Genomic DNA, 17,607 nt, shown 5'->3' with positions numbered 1-17,607 from the left:
TATCCGCTAATATAATATTAATGTTTAGATACTTAAATTAGAATAAATTCACATTTAAGAATAAAGAAGATTTTTACTTCGCTGGTAATTTTCTTATCCATTGAAGTAATTTAGGACTAAGTACTTTCTTTGTTTATATATTACAATTACTATAGAATATTGTACTAACAAATATAAATTAATATATTTAAATAAAATGCGGATTGTATAAAAAGAATCCTTAAATTAACTATTATTAAATGTCTTATACAAAAATTAGTTTATATGGTGTAGGCCTGATTTGTTCTTAAATTATCGTTGAGTAGTTTGTCTTCTTGGGTAAAATCTGTCGGATATTATGTTGCGGATAGTTTCTGTTTGGTTCTAAGGCTTAGGGTAATAGATTGTTTGGCGATGGGTATTGTTACGTTTTGTATGTTCTCGCTATAAGTTGTTAATAGATATTCCATTAAATAAAAAACACGTTCTGTGATAGAACGTGTTTTTTATTTGATAAGGGTATTTACCAGCCCGGATTTTGAGTTAAGGTATATCCTTTATCTTTATAGATCGTTATCTGAGCGGCTGGTATGGAACGTAAATAATTTCTTTCAGACTTAATGTCTCCTTTTGTAAAAGATCTTAATGGAGAGCTAATGCTGAAATAACTTATGTATCCCTTGGTTGGGGTTGCCACCGGATTCTCAGGGTCAAATAGTTTTACGGCTGCGGCTATCCCCGGATAATCTGCTTTGTCTATCCATGCGCCAAGTACTGTTTTGTTTGGATTGTTCGAAGTACCTGTGTTTAAGTATTCAAACTTTGCCCATCTGTTAAGATCGTCGCTTCGTCTGCCTTCCATTATGAGTTCGGTGCGGCGCTCTCTTCGTATTTCCCATAGTATAGGATCTACTGAAGGGTCACGGTCAGGGTCGTTTATAACGATGTTGTTAACGGCTATATTATTCCCGCTAAGAGTTATATTTGGCATTTTTCTGCTTACCGCAGGTGTTTCTCCCCATTTGGTCAAGGTTCTTTTTCTTATTTCATTGATGGACTTGTCAAGATCGGCCTGACTAAATGCTTCTCCACCTATTTTGCTTATTTCGTACCGGGCTTCGACATAATTGAGAAGTATTTCGGCGTAGCGTATTATAGGTGCATCTGCCGGGCTGAGGATTCCTGTAACATACGGTGAACCACCCAAGAGCCAGTCTTCATTAAGGAATTTCTTCGAAGCGAATCCGGTAGGAGAGGCGGCGCTGAACAGGCCGGAATTTAGGATGCGGAGTGTGTCTACGAATGTATCGTATATTCTTGGGTCACGGTCTTTGAAAGAGTTTTTGATACTAGGATCTGATTGTCCCTGATAGGATGGAGATTGTCCTATCGGAAGGCCATCAAGGCATAGGTAGCTGTCAATAGCATCAATCGTTGCTCCACCTAATTTCTGGTCTTCTTTAGCATTATAGGCCATTAGTGCATTGCAGGCTATACCTGTGGTGTATTCCCTGTAGAATATTATTTCAGGATTATCGGCCAGACTTTCACTTGTAAATAATGCATTGTATGTATTGCCTATCGAATAATTGTGCGATTCCATAACACTCTCTGCTCCATCGATAGCTCCTTTAAAGAATTTTGAAAGCTCGGTATTGCTTACCGGCTGGGATGTCGGGCCAACAGTTGTACCATGATATTTCAGCCATGTAGCATGATAAAGCATATTGCGTGACATGAATGCCCCCACAACGGATTTATTGACCTGGCGTATTCCATCGTTTGCTCTGATGTATTGCAAGGCATAGTTGTAGTCTTCCAATATCTTATTTACAACTGTAACCTGAGGGTCGCGGTCTTTATAGAGAATATCGTAATCTTTGGCATCTACAACGGCCAGTTCTATATAAGGTACATCTCCATATGTTTTAACCAGGGTGCTGTAGGCTGTTGCCCTAAAGAAGCGAGCAATAGCCATCCAGTGATTTTTTGCTTCGTCAGAGATGGTCATACCCGGGATTTTTTCGAGCATGACATTGGCTTTGCGAACGATCTTGTATTGGTCTGTCCATAAGGTGGTAACACTGTTGATCCCGGTTGTATTAGTAGTAGGGAAAAATAAGCGTTGGTTTGTATCACTCACATTATCACTTGTAAGAAGGAAATCATCATTGTATGAGTCCCCTGAAAAATAGCCGCCAAAGGCCCTGTAGTCTTGAGCATATCCAACAAAATAAGTTGAATAGAAATCTTGAGAATAGGCTCTTAAGCTTACTTCGTCTACCCAGTACGAATCATTTACCAGCTTGTCCAGAGGCGCTTTGTCGAGAAAGTCGTCACAGCCGGAGTTAGTTGCGAGAGCTAATAAACATCCTATATATAATAAATATTTTTTCATACGATAATTTTGTTTTTAACGGATGTATGGAAACTCGCATAACAAAGTTACCATGTGCTTTGGTGAATTGTTGTTTATGCTCGTTTTCATAATCTCTAATTTTAAGCAATCAATTATAATGTAAGTTGTAATCCGAAGGAAAGGGTTCTCTGATAAGGGTAGCTGCGGCCGAAATTTCGGGAGTCGGCTGCTGTTCCTACATAGCGGACATCTATCTCGGGATCGATATCCGGTTTTACATTATCAAATTCGAATAGATTTTCTGCCGTAAAATAAACTCTGAGGTTGTTAATATAAGCTTTTTTTGTTAGAGTTCTGGGGAGCGTATAACCTACAGTCAGGGTTTTGCATCGTAAGTAAGCCATATTGAGCAGGTATCTGTCATTTACCTGATAATTACCTGAGGCTACCTGAGAATAGTTCATCGGACGAGGGTAGAACGCATTCGTATTTTCGGGACTCCAGTAATCTTCTGCTCCTTTATAATAAGGTTCGCCGGCAGTATAGCCCGGTAATACCTGGTTACCCATTGCCCACAGTTTACGTCTTCCGACGCCCTGGAAGAACATGCTGAAATCGAATCCTTTATAATCAGCTCCTATGCTAAATCCGTATTCGAAGCGAGGCATTGCATTTCCTATAACGGACATATCTTTAGCCTCATCCACTCTAACACCTTTTCTGATGTATCCGTCGCCATCCAAATCCTTGTATAATACATCTCCCGGTGCAAATTTATAATTTGCCGGAAATACTTCTGCCTGATTTGGTATGCCTTCTACAAGATTTCCGTTTGAGTCAAAATCACTTTCCTGAAGCAATCTGTCTACCTGTAATCCCCATATATCTCCCAAGATCATGCCTTCTCTGTAAACTGTTACATCTGTAGACCATCCGTTTCCGTTTCCTCCGTAACTTGGTATGGTTGAGTTATTCGACCATTTTTTTACTTTGGTCTTATAGTCTGTAATCTGTCCACCCAATGTAATTGTCAGGCCACTGGAAAATTTGTGGTGAAAATCGGCGGCTAATTCCCAGCCCGGGGTTTCGAGTTCTCCCATATTCTGATATGGGCTTGTTGCACCTAATGTAGCAGGAAGGGCTTGGGCGGCAAGGACATCACTGGTTGTTCTTTTGTACCAATCGAATGTAATCCCTAGTTTGTCGTCTATGAATCTGGAATCGAAGCCCACATCTACGGTTTTCACCTTTTCCCACGTCAGGGACTTGGATACGACTGTCGGTGCACTTACTGATGTTTGTCTTACGCCGTTTATCACCCAGCTATCCAATTGTCCGTCGAGTGTAGATATGAATCGGTATAATCCTACATCCTGATTGCCTATAGTGCCATACGATGCTCTTATTTTTAATGATGAAAGTGCCGGGTAGAGTTTCTTCATAAAATCTTCTTCCGATATCCTGTATCCGGCAGAAAATGAAGGGAAAAATGCGAACCTGTCGTCTTTTGGGAATTTTGATGATCCGTCATAACGTCCATTTAGTTCCAAGAGGTAGCGGTCTTTGAAGGCGTAATTGATTCGCCCGAAGAAACCTGCAACTGCCCAATGGGTGTGTTCGGAACTGGTAGTCGGATCCCCGACAGCCAGATTGAGTTCGGGTTTGGAAGCACTAAGTAAACCTTTCTTCTGTGCCCAGATGTAGCGGTATTGGCTTTGTTCGATATTAGATCCGGCGATTACTTTAAAATCATGATCTTTTATTTTCTTGGAATAGGTTGCTATAACATTGTTTGTAAGAGTCTGAGTGCGCCCTCTTTCTTCGTACACATAATCGTAACTTGAAGAGATATAGTTACCATATGAATTCATTAATTTCTCCAGAGAATTATGCGCAGTGAAGATATCGTATGCATATACTTTATCTCCAAATTTCTTGTAACGTGATTCGATGGTGGAGTATACAAAATCGAAGTCAACAGTCAGTCCATCTATTGGTTTTAATGTAAACCCTGCGCCCAGGCGCATATAGTCTTTCTTACGCCGGGTCATCGGGGCTTGTTGCAGCTCGGTTAAGGCGCTCCGGAACGGTTTCCCATCCAATGTGCCATATGGATACATTGGTTGCCATCTGTACAGATAGTACATGTGGTCGTATAAATCCGAGGCATACATAAACGGTTTGTCAAGATCGGTTTTTGTGTACATTGCATTTGCCCTGACTGTCATGTGTTTACTAAGTTCGGTGTTTAGTGTGATGTTTGTATTGTATCTGTCGTACATGTCTGGATTCACTTTGGTGAGTCCTTCCTGATGGATATACCCCAGCGTTAATCCATAGCTTGTTTTTCCATTGCCTCCACTTATAGAGAGGTTGTGAGATTGTTGTGGCATCCAGTCTTTGATGTACATATCGTACCAATCCCATGTTCTGTAATAATGTGCTCCGGCGGCATCTATCTCAAAGTCGCGGCCGTAAACCATCTCTAATCCCAGTCCTTTGCCATCGCCGTATTGTTCCGCCCAGGCTTTCATTCCGTCTACTGTTTTCTGGTCTACTATCATATTGGCTACCACATTGTATGAATTTGCAGGGGAAGGGGCTACCTTCATACCGGCCAGGTTGATTTCGGCTTGTTGCCAACCCGGTAGTTGTTCGGGTTTCTTTGTAGGCGTTCTCCATGCAAAGTTGTTGGAGTAGCTTATTGATAGTTTGTCGTTTTGCTGTTTCGCCTTCGTTGTGATAAGTATAACGCCAAAGGCGGCCCTGGCTCCGTATATAGAGGTTGATGCTGCGTCTTTCAATACAGAGATGGCTTCGATATCATCAGGGTTTATTAGGGTTATGTCTGAAATCTCCACATTGTCTACCAAAATCAGTGGGTTTGCGCTTCCGTTAGGAGAGCCTACGCCTCCCCTTATTTTAATTGTGGGAGCAGCTCCTATCTCACCCGATTTTGTAGATACAGTCAGGCCCGGTACAGCTCCTTGCAATGCCCGGCCTATATCAGCTATCGGACGGCTTTCTACTGTTTTTCCTAAATCAACGGAAGCTACAGCTCCGGTCAGGTTCTCTTTTTTCTGAACTCCATATCCGACAACGACGATCTCGTTTATTATTTGAGAATCCTCTTCCATAATTACATCGATGTTGGTTTGATCGGCAAGGATAGATACAGGTTTAAATCCTACATATGAGAAACTAAGGATTTGATTGGCTGCTGCATTGATCGAATATTTACCATCGATATCTGTTATTGTACCGTTGGTTGTGCCTTTGATGGCGACGCTTACCCCTATTAAAGGATTTCCTGTATGATCCTTAACTGTACCTTTTACGGTTCTTGCAGTTTGCTGTAAATCTGAAGGCCCGTTTGACTTATCAGGGCTTGCTTGCACATTCATACTCCCCGCGGTGGATAGTATTAATCCTGCAAAGAGGATACATAAAAGTTTTTTTATAAAACTTTTTTTTGCTTGTTTTAATGCGGTCATAGTAACATAGGTTTAATTTAAGTAATAATTGAAAGAGAATTACTGGACTATAGTGATCTAAATAGTGTATTTATAGCATATTGCCTATAAATAAGGGTCGTGATATCGAATCAATATGTTGTTGCGGTAGTGTCCGCAGGGAGTTTTTATTAATATTTAGATACTTAAATTAGTATAATTTCACACATGTAAATAAAGAGGATTTACTTCAGTGATCTATGATCCTGTTTGTGAAGTAACTGAGCACTAATACTTTTTTTTTGTTTTTTATCTCAACACTACTAAATAATATTACGCTAACAAATATAAATTAATATATTTGAATAAATTATAGGAAAATGTAAAACCTGCGAGTATTTAACTTTTATTAATTGTTATGTACATAAATTAGAATTTAAGTCTATTTCTATGATATTGGATTAATCCTTCGACAGGATTTTCTGTGATGCTGTCAATGACTATGCCCAGATCGGTTGAGACTTGCTTTAGCATACTTGAATATTTTTTTGCGACAGATCCGCAGAAACGTACCGGATAATTCGGGCAATCATACTGCAAAACATTTCTTTCGAAGAAAGTTTTGAAACTGTTGTAAACCAAATCATAAACATAGGGATGGCCGAGGTTTTCGGAAAGATAGAAAGAAAGTACAGCCAAAAGTCTGTTCGGGAAAGGCTTGCTATAGACATAATCCAGGATTTGTTCAGGATTTATCCCGTATTTTTTGTAGAAGGGGGTAACTAATTCATCCGGCGCTAATCCTTTCAGGCAATCTGAAAGAAATGATTTTCCAAGAAAAGCTCCGCTGCCTTCATCCCCCAGTATAAAACCCAAAGGACGGACGTTTTTGGTGATTTCTTCTCCGTCGTAGAAGCACGAGTTTGAACCGGTTCCCAGAATGCAGGCTATTCCGGCTTGATCATTAAACAAAGAGCGTGCGGCACCCAGTAAATCGCTTTCGACGAATGCAGGGGTGCGGAATTGGGATTCGAGTGATGCCTTTACCACACTCTTTTTCTCAACGGATGAGCATCCGGCTCCATAAAAGTATATGGATTTGATTTTTGTTTTGAAAAATATTTCGGGTAACTGTAGCCTGATAGTATGGCTGATTTCTTTTCTCGATTCGAAATATGGGTTTATCCCGTCAGTGAAGGAATGCTCGGAAACAGTCGTTTTACTAACTAAACACCATTCGGTTTTAGTGGATCCGCTTTCAGCTAAAAGTATCATCGTCGTATAGTGTTTATGTGAAAAATGGAAACCTGTATTTTGAAATCAATAATCGAAATCTTCTTATATGCAAATATATAAATAATATAAAGAAATTTAATCGCGGGGATATGGTAATATCTATGTATATTTTGAAGAAACTTTATCTATATAGTGAAGCCGTGGTTTAGCGTTCTTTGACATGTTTGATAAAGTTGTCCGGACAGAAAGAAAAGTAACAGAGACTAATAAAGAATCCTTTATTAGTCTTAGTCTCTGTCACTTTTAATAATAAATATGAGATCTATAGAAGAACTGCAATTCTTCTCAGAGTTATAGTTCTTCTTTATACATCTTATTAAATTTTGGTTTGATAAACAGGCGTAAAGACACATCGTAGTTAAGGTAGCTCCATACCCAGTCTATAAAAACAGAGACTTTATTTCTCATACCTACAATCGACAGGATATGTACCCACAGCCATAGCCACCAGGCAAACCATCCTCCGAAGCGGAATTTTCCTAAATCAGCAACTGCGGCGTTGCGCCCAATGGTAGCCAATGATCCTTTATCTATGTAGGTGAATTTTTCCCAATTACTGCTGTTCGTTGTGTTGTTGAGGTTTTTTGCGAGGCGTTTTGCCATCTGCAAGGCTACTTGTGCTACCTGCGGATGACCTTTGGGACTTTTGTCCGATATAAGAAGGGACGTGTCGCCTATAGCAAATATGTTGTCATAGCCTTGCACCTGATTGTATTCGTTGACGACAAGCCGGCCACGATTGTATGCTGTTTCAGCCAGTCCTTTCAGGCTATTTGGTTTTACGCCCGCAACCCAGAGTACGTTGCGCGTACGAATGTTGGTGCCATCGCTGAGCTCCACAAATGGCTTATCATAAGACTTCACTGATATATCCTGATGAATGATTACACCTCGGTTCTTTAAGGTCTCAGCAGCTTTCTCTGATGCTTGTTCCGACATGGCAAAGAGCAATCGGGGAGAGGCGTCTACCAGATGGATTTCCATCTTTGTGAAATCTATTTCGGGGTAATCCTTAGGTAAGATAGATTTCTTCATATCCGCCAAGGCTCCGGCAAGCTCCACGCCGGTAGCACCTCCCCCGACGATGGTAAACGATAGTATTTCTTTCAACTCTTCTTCGTTATCGGTACTCAAAGCCTCTTCGAAGCTAAGCAGTATTCTATTTCTCAGTAGCAAGGATTCCGAAACAGATTTCAGAGCAAAGGTACTTTCTTTGAGACTGTCGTTCCCGAAGTAATTGGTGTCGCATCCTGTCGATATAACCAGATAGTCGTATGTAATATCTCCTATATTTGTTTGTACTACTTTCTTTTCAGGGTCCACATTCTGCGCTTCACACATGCGGAAGTGGAAGTTTTTGTTCTTCTGGAAGTTCTTACGGTGAGGGTAGGAGATAGAACTGGGCTCTAATCCTCCGGTAGCTACCTGATAGAATAGGGGTTGGAATTGGTAATAGTTGTTTTTATCGATTAAAACAACCTGAAACAGTTTCTTGTCTATCTTTTTAGCTAGCTCCAGACCTGCAAATCCACCGCCGATAATAACCAGTCTCTTTTTTGTCCCCCTGTCGGGTATGTTTGCTATATTGTTCATACAATGCTAGTTTATGGTTTAATTAAATAAAAAACCACTATCACGATAGGAGTATTTAAGTTCCTATCAGTGTCAGTGGTAATAGTTTAAGATATTATTATCTTTTTATCCTTTGGCTTTTGCCGCCTTTCTTGCTTCTAATTTAGCTTTTATTACCTCATATATTGCCGGTAGAATAGATACGATCACGATAAGAATAACTACTTTGTCGAGATTCTTTTCAACCCATTCTAAGCGTCCGATAAGGGCTCCCAGGGTACAGAAAATAACAACCCATGCTATACCTCCTATAACATTATAGGAGAAGAAATGTTTATAACTCATCCTGCCCATACCTGCAACAAAAGGCGCAAATGTGCGCACTATCGGTACAAAACGTGCTAGTATAATGGTTTTTCCTCCATGCTTTGCATAAAATTGGTTTGTTTTTTCCAGATACTCTTGTTTGAATATTTTGGATTTCGGATTACTGAAAAGCTTTTGCCCGAAGAAACGTCCTATGGTATAATTAACTGCATCGCCAATGATTGCAGCCACTATAAGTATAGCTATGAGAAAATAAATGTGAAGAGGATTATCGGGGCGTACAGCTATCGCTCCTGCCAGGAATAATAAAGAATCGCCCGGAAGAAAAGGTGTGACAACTAATCCTGTTTCACAGAAAATAATCAAAAATAATATGGCGTAGACCCATACTCCATAGTCGGTTACCAGCATATCAAGTGTTCCGCCGGTGTCTCTTAACAGATTGAGGAAGAAGTTCCATACTTCATGTAAAAATTCCATTTTCTAAGTTTGAGTTATATTTGAAATAATGAAAATGATGGAATATGCATCCCATCATTTCCTGTTTTTATTTTACTAATAGCCCGGCAGCTACGGCATCACGCTTTTCCTTCCCGGCCAGTTGTTCTACCAGATTCAGGGCAAAGTCGATTGTAAGTCCGGGACCTCGGCCTGTTGTGATATTTCCGTCTACAACCACGGCTTTATCCGTTTGCAGGGTGGCACCTTTCAGGTATTGTTCGAAGCCCGGATAACAGGTTGCATTTTTGCCATCAAGTAATCCCAAGCCGCCTAATACCATTGGAGAGGCGCATATAGCTGCAATTTTTTCGCCTTTATTGGCAAAAGCCAACAGTTCTTTTTTCATATTCTCATGCTCGTTAAACTTTACAGTTCCACCCGGTAATATCAGCAGCTCTGCTTCGGAGAAATTTACCTGGTCGAACATTAAGTCGGCTGTAACCAGTACCTGATGGCTGGTCATCACTTGCTTACTATCGGTCAGAGATACCGATTTTACATTCAATTCAGCCCGGCGTAGGATATCGATTGTAGCAATAGCTTCAATATCTTCAAATCCGGTTGTGAGAAATATAAATATAGTCTTCATCCCAATTTAATTTAGATTAAACTTATATGTGATTGTTCCTTTCTGATTGGTGACGGAAGATACGGGGTTAAACTTTGTCCTTCTCGCCGCCCTTAATGCTTCGCTGTGCAAGTTGGTATTCGGCGTATTGGTTCCTTTCCCTATATTTGCTTCTACCACATCGCCTTTGGCATTAACAAGTATATCGACAACTACAGTTCCATAGTCGTCGACGGAATAGTTGGGCTTAACAAGACCTCCGCTGCCAAGACTGCGTCCTCCCAGATCGAAAGAACCCCAGCCTCCCACGCCGGATGTTTTGCCATAGCTGGCATTTCCTGTGGGTACGCCTTGCGTACCTTCACCGGTTCCTTCTCCACGGCTGCCACTGCCTGTTCCATTACCAAACAGGCCTGCCATTTGGTTGTTTATCTGGCCTTTTTTAGCAGCTTCTTGTTGGGCGGCACGTTCGGCCTCGGCCTTTCTATGTTGTTCGGCAGCCTCCTGTTGTTTCTTTTCTTCGGCTTTCCGTTTGGTTTCTTTTATAGCTACTGTTTCTTCAAAGTCCTGAGTGACGGCCGTCTTCTCTGTATTGGTTACAGTTGGCTTTGCTTTGACAGTGGTATTCTCTACCATGGGGATGGGATCCTCCACTACATTCGGAGAGGTTGCTTCTGCTGCACCCTGATTTCCATTGCCCCTGCCAAAAGGTTCATCGTCACCACCTGCATCGGCTACATTACCGAACATAACGGGCACTCCACCCAATTCGTCGGAATGACGAACGACCGGCGATGGTTTCAAATAGTAAAACAATAGGAACAGGATGATCAACAGATGAAAACCTGCCGTTCCTATTATACTTATCATTTTATCTTTTTGTGCCTCCATATTTTAATCCAATAATTCGGGAGTTTCTTTTAAACAGTTTTTATAAGCCTTTATTGTCTTTTCCAATCCCAGATGTAGAGCATCACTGATAAGCGCATGCCCTATAGATACTTCGTCGAGCCAGGGAATGTTCTTGTATAAAAAGTGCAGGTTTTCCAGGCTCAGATCGTGTCCGGCATTTACACCAAGACCTAATTTCTTTGCATATTTAGCAGCTTCTATAAAAGAAGCAATTGCAGCTTCTTTATCTTTACTATAGTCACTTGCATAAGGCTCTGTGTATAACTCGATACGGTCTGTTCCTGTTTTAGCGGCAAATTCTATAATCTTCAGATCCGTTCCTGTGAAGATGGAGGTCCGTACACCAACAGCCTTAAATTCATCGACCAGGTCGGATAGTAATTGCTGATTTTCGATGGTGTCCCATCCCGCGTTAGATGTAATGGCATCCGGTTTGTCGGGAACAAGTGTTACTTGTGTGGGTCTGATCGTTGTAATCAGGTCTACGAACTTTTGAGAGGGATAGCCTTCTATATTCAGTTCGGTTTTTATTTTGGCTTTCAGGTCATATACATCTTTAAATCGGATGTGCCTTTCATCAGGACGGGGGTGTACAGTGATTCCTTGTGCTCCGAATTTTTCACAATCGAGGGCTACTTTCACTACATCAGGAATATTACCACCACGCGCATTACGTAAAGTCGCTATTTTATTTATATTTACACTTAGCTTAGTCATAAAAACTATTAAGGTCACAGACCTATTTATTATTCTTTAAGTAAAACAATAACAGTAAGTTATAATTTTAAATTATATCATTAAATACTTTCTTTTACTTAAAATACGATCTCTCAAACATCAAATACTAAAATCTATCATTATTAAGTTAAAACTTTTTAGCAACTTTGCACAATGATATATCATGCAAATGTAATACGAATTGATGAAATAGTATGTATCAGTTCCATTTTATTAACAGCTTGACCGTTTATTTAGTTGGTATAGAGAACGAAAAAGAAAGTATATTATACAATTTCATCTAATAATAATCGGCTACTGTTATTATAGATATAAAAATAATAAATAGGTACTTGACCTTGAAATTTATAAGATAATGAAGATTGCCATATTCGGAAGTAAGCATCAGAAGAAAGAACAGATAGAAAAATTGTTCAAAATTCTATTGGATAATAAGACTGAAATACATCTTCAGGAGAAATTTTACAATTATCTTAAAGATGTACTTTATCTACAATACGATATTGCCGGTATCATTACCAATGATGAGTTCGATGCCGATCTGGTTATCAGTATCGGTGGTGACGGTACATTTCTCCGTACAGCCTCCATTATTGGAAAAAAAAATATTCCGATATTAGGTATTAATGCAGGACGGCTTGGTTTCCTTGCCGATGTGGGAGAAAAAGATCTGGAAGCTACTTTTACCGACGTTTTCTCCGGAAATTACAGGATAGAACACCGCAGCCAGTTGCAATTATCCACCGAGCACAGGGATTATCTTGGCTTCAATTATGCTTTGAATGAAATCGCGATATTGAAGCAGGACACGGCATCGATGATCACAGTACATGCTTATATCAACGACGAGTACCTGACTTCATACGAAGCGGATGGGTTGATTGTCGCGACACCGACCGGCTCCACAGCTTATTCATTGAGTGTAGGTGGTCCGGTGATGACTCCGACAGCAGCTAATATTGTGATTGCTGCCGTTGCTCCCCACAGTCTTAGCAACAGGCCATTGGTGGTGACAGACGATTGTATTCTTACGCTGGAAGTCGAAAGCCGTAACAAGAACTTCCTGATATCTCTGGATGGGCGTTCCAACATATTTACTACGGGGACTAAGTTGATTATAAAGAAAGCTGACTTTACACTGAGGGTTATAAAGCGCAAAGAGAATACTTTTTATAAAACATTACGTAATAAGTTGATGTGGGGTGTTGATCCGCGACAAAGCTAGGATTTCTTATTTATTCGATATTCAGATTGTCAAAGAACTATATATAAAGTAAATAAAATAACACTTGTTCGTATTTTTTATTTGTCATTTTTTTATAAACGATTTAATCGCAGAAAGCTATTGACCGGTAGCTTTTCTATATAGATAAACCTATTTGATAATAATAACACTATCAGAATAAATTCCACCTGTTATCCTTATAACGATCTTCCCTTATATACATTCGAATCGGCTTCCTGATACAATTCTCCCCTGAAATTTATTGTATTACTGTTAAAGTTGGGGTTTATTGTAGCATTGCATTGATTGGTGCCATTGGTGAGACGCAAGGTAACAGTGGCTGATACAGCGGCTCCCTGTACTGTCATGCTAAAGATTACATTTCCGTTCTTATCTGTTTGCATTTTTACGTTCGATGCTCTGCCGTCTACTGTTATACCGCCTATTCCATTAGGGCCGGCATAAGGGGAATTGAAAGCCATCTGGATCGTTGCCTTATCCCCATGCATAGAGATGAAATTCGTATTGGCCGTAACATAAGCAAAACGTCCGTTTTTGAAATCGATACGCTCTGCTTCCAATACAAATTCCCTGTCATTGAGTGCCTGAACTGCCTTTTCATACCACATTCTCTGTTCCGCTTCTTCGGCTGCGGCTTTGAGCGGATCCTGCTGAGTTTTGCATCCTGCAAAGATTAGCATAATTGATGTTAATAAAAATACAATTGCTTTCATAATCTTTCCTATTTTTAGAATATAACAAAACCTACAGGAGAATAGTTTGTTTATTTAACGAAATTTTAACCATTCAGATAAAGTGTTGATATCCAGTCTATACAAATAAGGTTTCGTGAATGATTTCTCCCACTGTAGGATGAGGAAATACAATTTTACGGAACTCTTCAACCGTAAACTCTTTCTCTATGGCTATGCCTGCGATAACAATCAGCTCCGAAGCCGGATTGCCCAGCATATGGCAACCTATGATCTTTTCATCTTCACCGATTATTAATTTGCACATTCCATTGACTAATTCGTTCTCTGCTACAAAACGGCCTGAATATGCCATAGGAAGTTTTAGGACGGTATGTTTTATACCTTTTGCTGTAAGCTCTTCTTCGGTTTGTCCTACTCCGGCTATTTCCGGATTGGTGTATACTACGCCGGGAATAGCTTTGTAACTCATTTTGTCCGCTTTGCCGAGAATATGGTTTACGGCTACTTCCCCCTCGCGCACAGCAGTGTGTGCAAGCAGTGAATAACCTGTAATGTCTCCGCAGGCATATATGCGGGGATGCGATGTCCTCATAAATTCGTCGACTTTTACTCCGTTTCGATACATCTCAATATGTAGCTTGTCAATATTCAGGTTTGCTGTAACCGGGCGTCTGCCCGTGCTTAACAGTATTTGTGCTGCTTCTACTGATGATTGCTCCCCGTTTTTTTCTATAATCACCTCCCCGTCCTTTATTTCCACTACTTTTGTACTGAGATAGAAATCAATACCTTTTTTTGTGTAGTCGGTACGGAGCATGGCGGACAATTCCTTATCCATAGCACCGAGTATTTCGGGCAACATTTCTATGACGCTGACCTTTACACCGAGGCTGTTAAAGAATGAGGCAAATTCCACACCGATAACTCCTCCGCCTATGATTGCCAGCGATTGGGGTACTTCTTTGTTGTCCAGCGCTTCTTTCGATGTCCAGTAGCCACTGGTGTCCAGTCCTTTGATGGGCGGCACTATTGTCTCGGAGCCTGTACAGAGCAGGATATATTTTGCTGTGTATGTTTTGTCATCATTGCCCAACAGTATATTCCCGCTGTTGTCTTCTCCTATAAGATGTACTTCCGCATTGATAATTTCCACCTCGTGAGCAGCCATTTTCTGTTTGATGCCGGCTACCAGCTTGCGCACGGTCTTTTGTTTGCGGGCGATTATTTTGCTTAAATCAAAGCCCGGCTGTCCTTCGACCGACACGCCATATTTTGCCGAATTTTTTACATTGTCTAATGTCTTGGCTGAATATAGTAGTGTCTTGGTCGGGATACATCCTTCGTTCAGGCAAACACCGCCTAATGCATTTCTTTCGAATAAAATAGTTTTTAAACCGTTTGCAGCAGCTCTTTCAGCGGCAGTATATCCGGCAGGGCCTCCACCGATAATGGCAATATCGTACAACATAGTGATTCAGGGAGTTAAAGGTTTATTTTTATTATGTTTCTTTTATTTACGGATGGCGAATGTCATAAAGTACAGGTCTGAAACATATATATCTGTTTGATGGCAGAAATATTTCAAATCTTTCGGGTCATATCCATTAGTTCTCCATTTGCTAAGTAGCGCATCGGCATCATTCAGTATTCTGTTTTCATGAGATTGAACTTTTTGCATAATGCCATTCCCATCAGCAGAAATTAGTGCTGCAAGATTTATATAATCCGTACCCTCTCCGCGTGTGATCGGGAAAAGCTGTTTTTTCAGTTGGAGCGACCAGTTGCAAAGTTTTGCATTGCCTGTTTCGTCAGCCAGAAGTACGGACGGATAGATATTCTCTTTATTTAGCCATACCGGTACTGCAACGGCTGTAAGCGGTGAACCCAGTATTGTCCACATTGTAGTAAGGGCGGGCGATTCTTTTTCCTTTACACCCTGTACAACCATGACAGATGATGTACTATAGCGGGGGATAAAATCCCTGAAGGGTACGAATATCTGTTTGCTAGTATTCTCCGGTATTTGGTCATATAGGTTTACTCCTGTCAATCCGTGTGTAAGATGGCGGGATACATCTTGCAGGAGGAATCTGTAAGAGAGAGAATTTGATAATGACGCCTTGTAAAACAGCGGTTCGGCAGCCTGATAGCGGCTTATGCCTTTATCGCGTTCCCTATCGCCGGAAAAAGAGTAGTTTGTGCGGACAATATATCCAAGGGGGGCGGTATTGGTATCGTTGGCGTCGAACTTTTTATAAGTATAATCTCCTGTTTCATAATAAGCTGCGCCACCCTGCGCGTCTATCACTCCGAAATTGGCGCTCACATACATCGGCTTCGGCAATGAATCGAGCAGGCGTTCAAAGTCGGCCAGGGTAGCACAGCGTTGCAATGCCAGTTTCATAACCATGCCTTCGAGTTCGTCTTTACCGGCTGCATCGGGGTTGAGGTTGTAAGAAGCCGAATTCATTATGGCGAATCCGGTGGAGTTATAGCCTCCCCATACTTCTTTGCCTGCCTTGTCCGAACTGTTTACAATGCCTGTGTAGCTGTACTTGCCATCGGTAAAGTACATCAGTTTGTTTTGCAGGCTGCCTGTATCCCTGTGCTTATAGAGTAACGGTCGGCCATCGGCAGTGTATTTACCCGAAATAATAGCAGTGGTACAGGCCAGTACAGGTAAAGATACGATCAAGGATAAGAGGAATATAAACAGAGTCCGCTTCATAGTTTCAAATTTTATCCTTTAAAGATAGGCTTTATTTTATGCTTATTAATTATGTATTGTTAAAAAGTAACAAAGGTAACACATGTATCAGTAAACAGTTAGCAGTAAACAGTCAACAATTAGAACTCCTTTATACTTATTACTCAATACTTACGACTTTGAAAAGGTAACAAAGGTAACACAGAAAACAATTAAGAATGAAGAATTAATAATTAGAAACTCTTTATTTTATCGACCACTGTCAACTGTCCATTGTCAACTTTCAACTGATTGAAAAGGTAACAGTTCTTGTATTCTTTTGTAGGGGCGGAATATTTTCCGCCCGCAGACCTTTTTCTATTTCGGGCGGAAGATATTCCGCCCCTACAGTTTTCCCAAAAAGTAACAAAGGTAACACATGTGTCAGCAAACAATAAGCAGTTAATAACTTGTACCTCGTCTACTCGTATCTCTTTACTTATTACTCATTACTTACTACTTTCCCCTTCCTCAATCCGTCCTCGATGTATATCCCGTAGGCAAAAACGGATAGAGATTCTTTGGCTTGGGTTTCTCTACCGGAGCGGCGGATGGTTGAGCCACAGACGTCTGTTCTATAATTTGCCCTTGCTCCGTTTGCTCTTGCCCATTTTCCACTTTTAGTTCTTCACTTTTCACTTTTAGTTCTCCTTCCAGTTTCCTGTCCACGGCCGCTACTACCTCCGCATTGAGCGAACCGCCCGAACGGAAGCCATTCTCCTGTAATATCATCAGTTGCCGTTTGGTTTCTTCATCCTGTACTTCGATAACCAGCGGACGACGCTCCGATGCCAGTAATTGGTCTCTATCCTTTTTCCTTTCTTCGCGGTCAAGCACATACTTTATAGCGCGGATGCTCGGTGGGCAGAATTTCTTTTCCACTACGCGGCATTTCTCCACATCGTTTACAGGATCGTTTTTATCGGGAACATAGGTGATCTTTTCCTTTTTTTGCACATAACCCTCCAACAATTGCTTCAACCCTATGCGAGCCGAGGCTACCATCACCTCTTCGCGGTGGTCGATGGCTTCTTCCACCGCTTCTTTAAACTCCGGCTTCGATTTCTTCCATTCATAAAATGTTTTACGGCTGATTTTAAACGATTTGCAGATTTCGGAAATACTGCACAGATCCTGTTCTATCATACGGATAATCTCCGAGGCTGTTTTTTCTTTATACTTCATAAGATACTTAAATATTAATGTTAATAATCAG

At 40.8% G+C, this 17,607-nt stretch carries 13 protein-coding genes; 1 reads left to right on the top strand and 12 read right to left on the bottom strand.

All coding sequences use genetic code 11. The features are described from left to right. Positions 1-502 precede the first annotated feature (502 nt). The 8 genes from IR083_RS13840 to IR083_RS13805 all read right to left on the bottom strand — a co-directional run bounded on the left by IR083_RS13840 (position 503) and on the right by IR083_RS13805 (position 11,683). On the bottom strand, positions 503-2,377 hold the full coding sequence (locus tag IR083_RS13840) for a RagB/SusD family nutrient uptake outer membrane protein (protein WP_194224753.1): 1,875 nt from the start codon (positions 2,375-2,377) through the stop codon (positions 503-505). A gap of 113 nt (positions 2,378-2,490) precedes the next feature. Next, complete coding sequence (locus IR083_RS13835) at positions 2,491-5,832, bottom strand: SusC/RagA family TonB-linked outer membrane protein (RefSeq protein ID WP_194224752.1); 3,342 nt, start codon at positions 5,830-5,832, stop codon at positions 2,491-2,493. Between the two features lie 387 nt (positions 5,833-6,219). After that, positions 6,220-7,065 (bottom strand): hypothetical protein, encoded by an 846-nt coding sequence (locus tag IR083_RS13830; protein ID WP_194224751.1) that lies wholly within the window; start codon positions 7,063-7,065, stop codon positions 6,220-6,222. Between the two features lie 312 nt (positions 7,066-7,377). Further along, on the bottom strand, positions 7,378-8,679 hold the full coding sequence (locus IR083_RS13825) for an NAD(P)/FAD-dependent oxidoreductase (protein WP_194224750.1): 1,302 nt from the start codon (positions 8,677-8,679) through the stop codon (positions 7,378-7,380). A 105-nt stretch (positions 8,680-8,784) separates the two neighbouring features. Then, positions 8,785-9,465 carry a DedA family protein gene (locus IR083_RS13820; RefSeq protein WP_006799833.1) on the bottom strand — a complete coding sequence of 227 codons (681 nt, stop codon included), beginning with the start codon at positions 9,463-9,465 and terminating at the stop codon, positions 8,785-8,787. 67 nt (positions 9,466-9,532) lie between these two features. Then, a complete protein-coding gene (locus tag IR083_RS13815; RefSeq protein WP_194224749.1) occupies positions 9,533-10,075 on the bottom strand; it encodes a DJ-1 family glyoxalase III in 543 nt (180 codons plus the stop codon). Between the two features lie 6 nt (positions 10,076-10,081). Continuing rightward, complete coding sequence (locus IR083_RS13810; protein WP_006799831.1) at positions 10,082-10,945, bottom strand: energy transducer TonB; 864 nt, start codon at positions 10,943-10,945, stop codon at positions 10,082-10,084. A 3-nt stretch (positions 10,946-10,948) separates the two neighbouring features. Further along, complete coding sequence (locus tag IR083_RS13805) at positions 10,949-11,683, bottom strand: pyridoxine 5'-phosphate synthase (protein ID WP_194224748.1); 735 nt, start codon at positions 11,681-11,683, stop codon at positions 10,949-10,951. Between the two features lie 376 nt (positions 11,684-12,059). On the opposite strand from IR083_RS13805, the gene IR083_RS13800 reads away from it, so the two are divergent. Beyond that, the gene (locus IR083_RS13800; protein WP_194224747.1) at positions 12,060-12,929 is read left to right on the top strand and encodes an NAD kinase; all 870 of its coding nucleotides are present in this window, start codon (positions 12,060-12,062) and stop codon (positions 12,927-12,929) included. Positions 12,930-13,126: 197 nt separating this feature from the next. Here IR083_RS13800 and IR083_RS13795 read toward each other — a convergent pair whose 3' ends face one another. The 4 genes from IR083_RS13795 to IR083_RS13780 form a co-directional block, all read right to left on the bottom strand. Then, positions 13,127-13,663: a DUF4251 domain-containing protein gene (locus tag IR083_RS13795; protein WP_194224746.1), complete on the bottom strand. Its 537-nt coding sequence runs from the start codon at positions 13,661-13,663 to the stop codon at positions 13,127-13,129. Between the two features lie 97 nt (positions 13,664-13,760). Beyond that, on the bottom strand, positions 13,761-15,113 hold the full coding sequence (gene lpdA / locus IR083_RS13790; protein WP_194224745.1) for a dihydrolipoyl dehydrogenase: 1,353 nt from the start codon (positions 15,111-15,113) through the stop codon (positions 13,761-13,763). Positions 15,114-15,155: 42 nt separating this feature from the next. Beyond that, positions 15,156-16,373 carry a carcinine hydrolase/isopenicillin-N N-acyltransferase family protein gene (locus IR083_RS13785; protein WP_006799826.1) on the bottom strand — a complete coding sequence of 406 codons (1,218 nt, stop codon included), beginning with the start codon at positions 16,371-16,373 and terminating at the stop codon, positions 15,156-15,158. A gap of 489 nt (positions 16,374-16,862) precedes the next feature. After that, entirely contained in the window at positions 16,863-17,576 is a 714-nt protein-coding gene (locus IR083_RS13780; RefSeq protein ID WP_194224744.1) for a phBC6A51 family helix-turn-helix protein, read from the bottom strand. Positions 17,577-17,607 lie beyond the last annotated feature (31 nt).

It is taken from the genome of Dysgonomonas sp. GY75 (genome assembly GCF_015234155.1).
GTDB lineage: Bacteria > Bacteroidota > Bacteroidia > Bacteroidales > Dysgonomonadaceae > Dysgonomonas > Dysgonomonas gadei.
This window is presented reverse-complemented; position numbering and strand designations above follow the sequence as displayed.

Bases quoted from the DNA above. Each gene is read 5' to 3' on its own strand.
- IR083_RS13795 (WP_194224746.1), bottom strand. From the start codon at position 13,663: ATGAAAGCAATTGTATTTTTATTAACATCAATTATGCTAATCTTTGCA.
- IR083_RS13820 (WP_006799833.1), bottom strand. From the start codon at position 9,465: ATGGAATTTTTACATGAAGTATGGAACTTCTTCCTCAATCTGTTAAGA.
- IR083_RS13840 (WP_194224753.1), bottom strand. From the start codon at position 2,377: ATGAAAAAATATTTATTATATATAGGATGTTTATTAGCTCTCGCAACT.
- IR083_RS13810 (WP_006799831.1), bottom strand. From the start codon at position 10,945: ATGGAGGCACAAAAAGATAAAATGATAAGTATAATAGGAACGGCAGGT.
- IR083_RS13830 (WP_194224751.1), bottom strand. From the start codon at position 7,065: ATGATACTTTTAGCTGAAAGCGGATCCACTAAAACCGAATGGTGTTTA.
- IR083_RS13835 (WP_194224752.1), bottom strand. From the start codon at position 5,832: ATGACCGCATTAAAACAAGCAAAAAAAAGTTTTATAAAAAAACTTTTA.
- lpdA (WP_194224745.1), bottom strand. From the start codon at position 15,113: ATGTTGTACGATATTGCCATTATCGGTGGAGGCCCTGCCGGATATACT.
- IR083_RS13805 (WP_194224748.1), bottom strand. From the start codon at position 11,683: ATGACTAAGCTAAGTGTAAATATAAATAAAATAGCGACTTTACGTAAT.
- IR083_RS13785 (WP_006799826.1), bottom strand. From the start codon at position 16,373: ATGAAGCGGACTCTGTTTATATTCCTCTTATCCTTGATCGTATCTTTA.
- IR083_RS13815 (WP_194224749.1), bottom strand. From the start codon at position 10,075: ATGAAGACTATATTTATATTTCTCACAACCGGATTTGAAGATATTGAA.
- IR083_RS13825 (WP_194224750.1), bottom strand. From the start codon at position 8,679: ATGAACAATATAGCAAACATACCCGACAGGGGGACAAAAAAGAGACTG.
- IR083_RS13800 (WP_194224747.1), top strand. From the start codon at position 12,060: ATGAAGATTGCCATATTCGGAAGTAAGCATCAGAAGAAAGAACAGATA.
- IR083_RS13780 (WP_194224744.1), bottom strand. From the start codon at position 17,576: ATGAAGTATAAAGAAAAAACAGCCTCGGAGATTATCCGTATGATAGAA.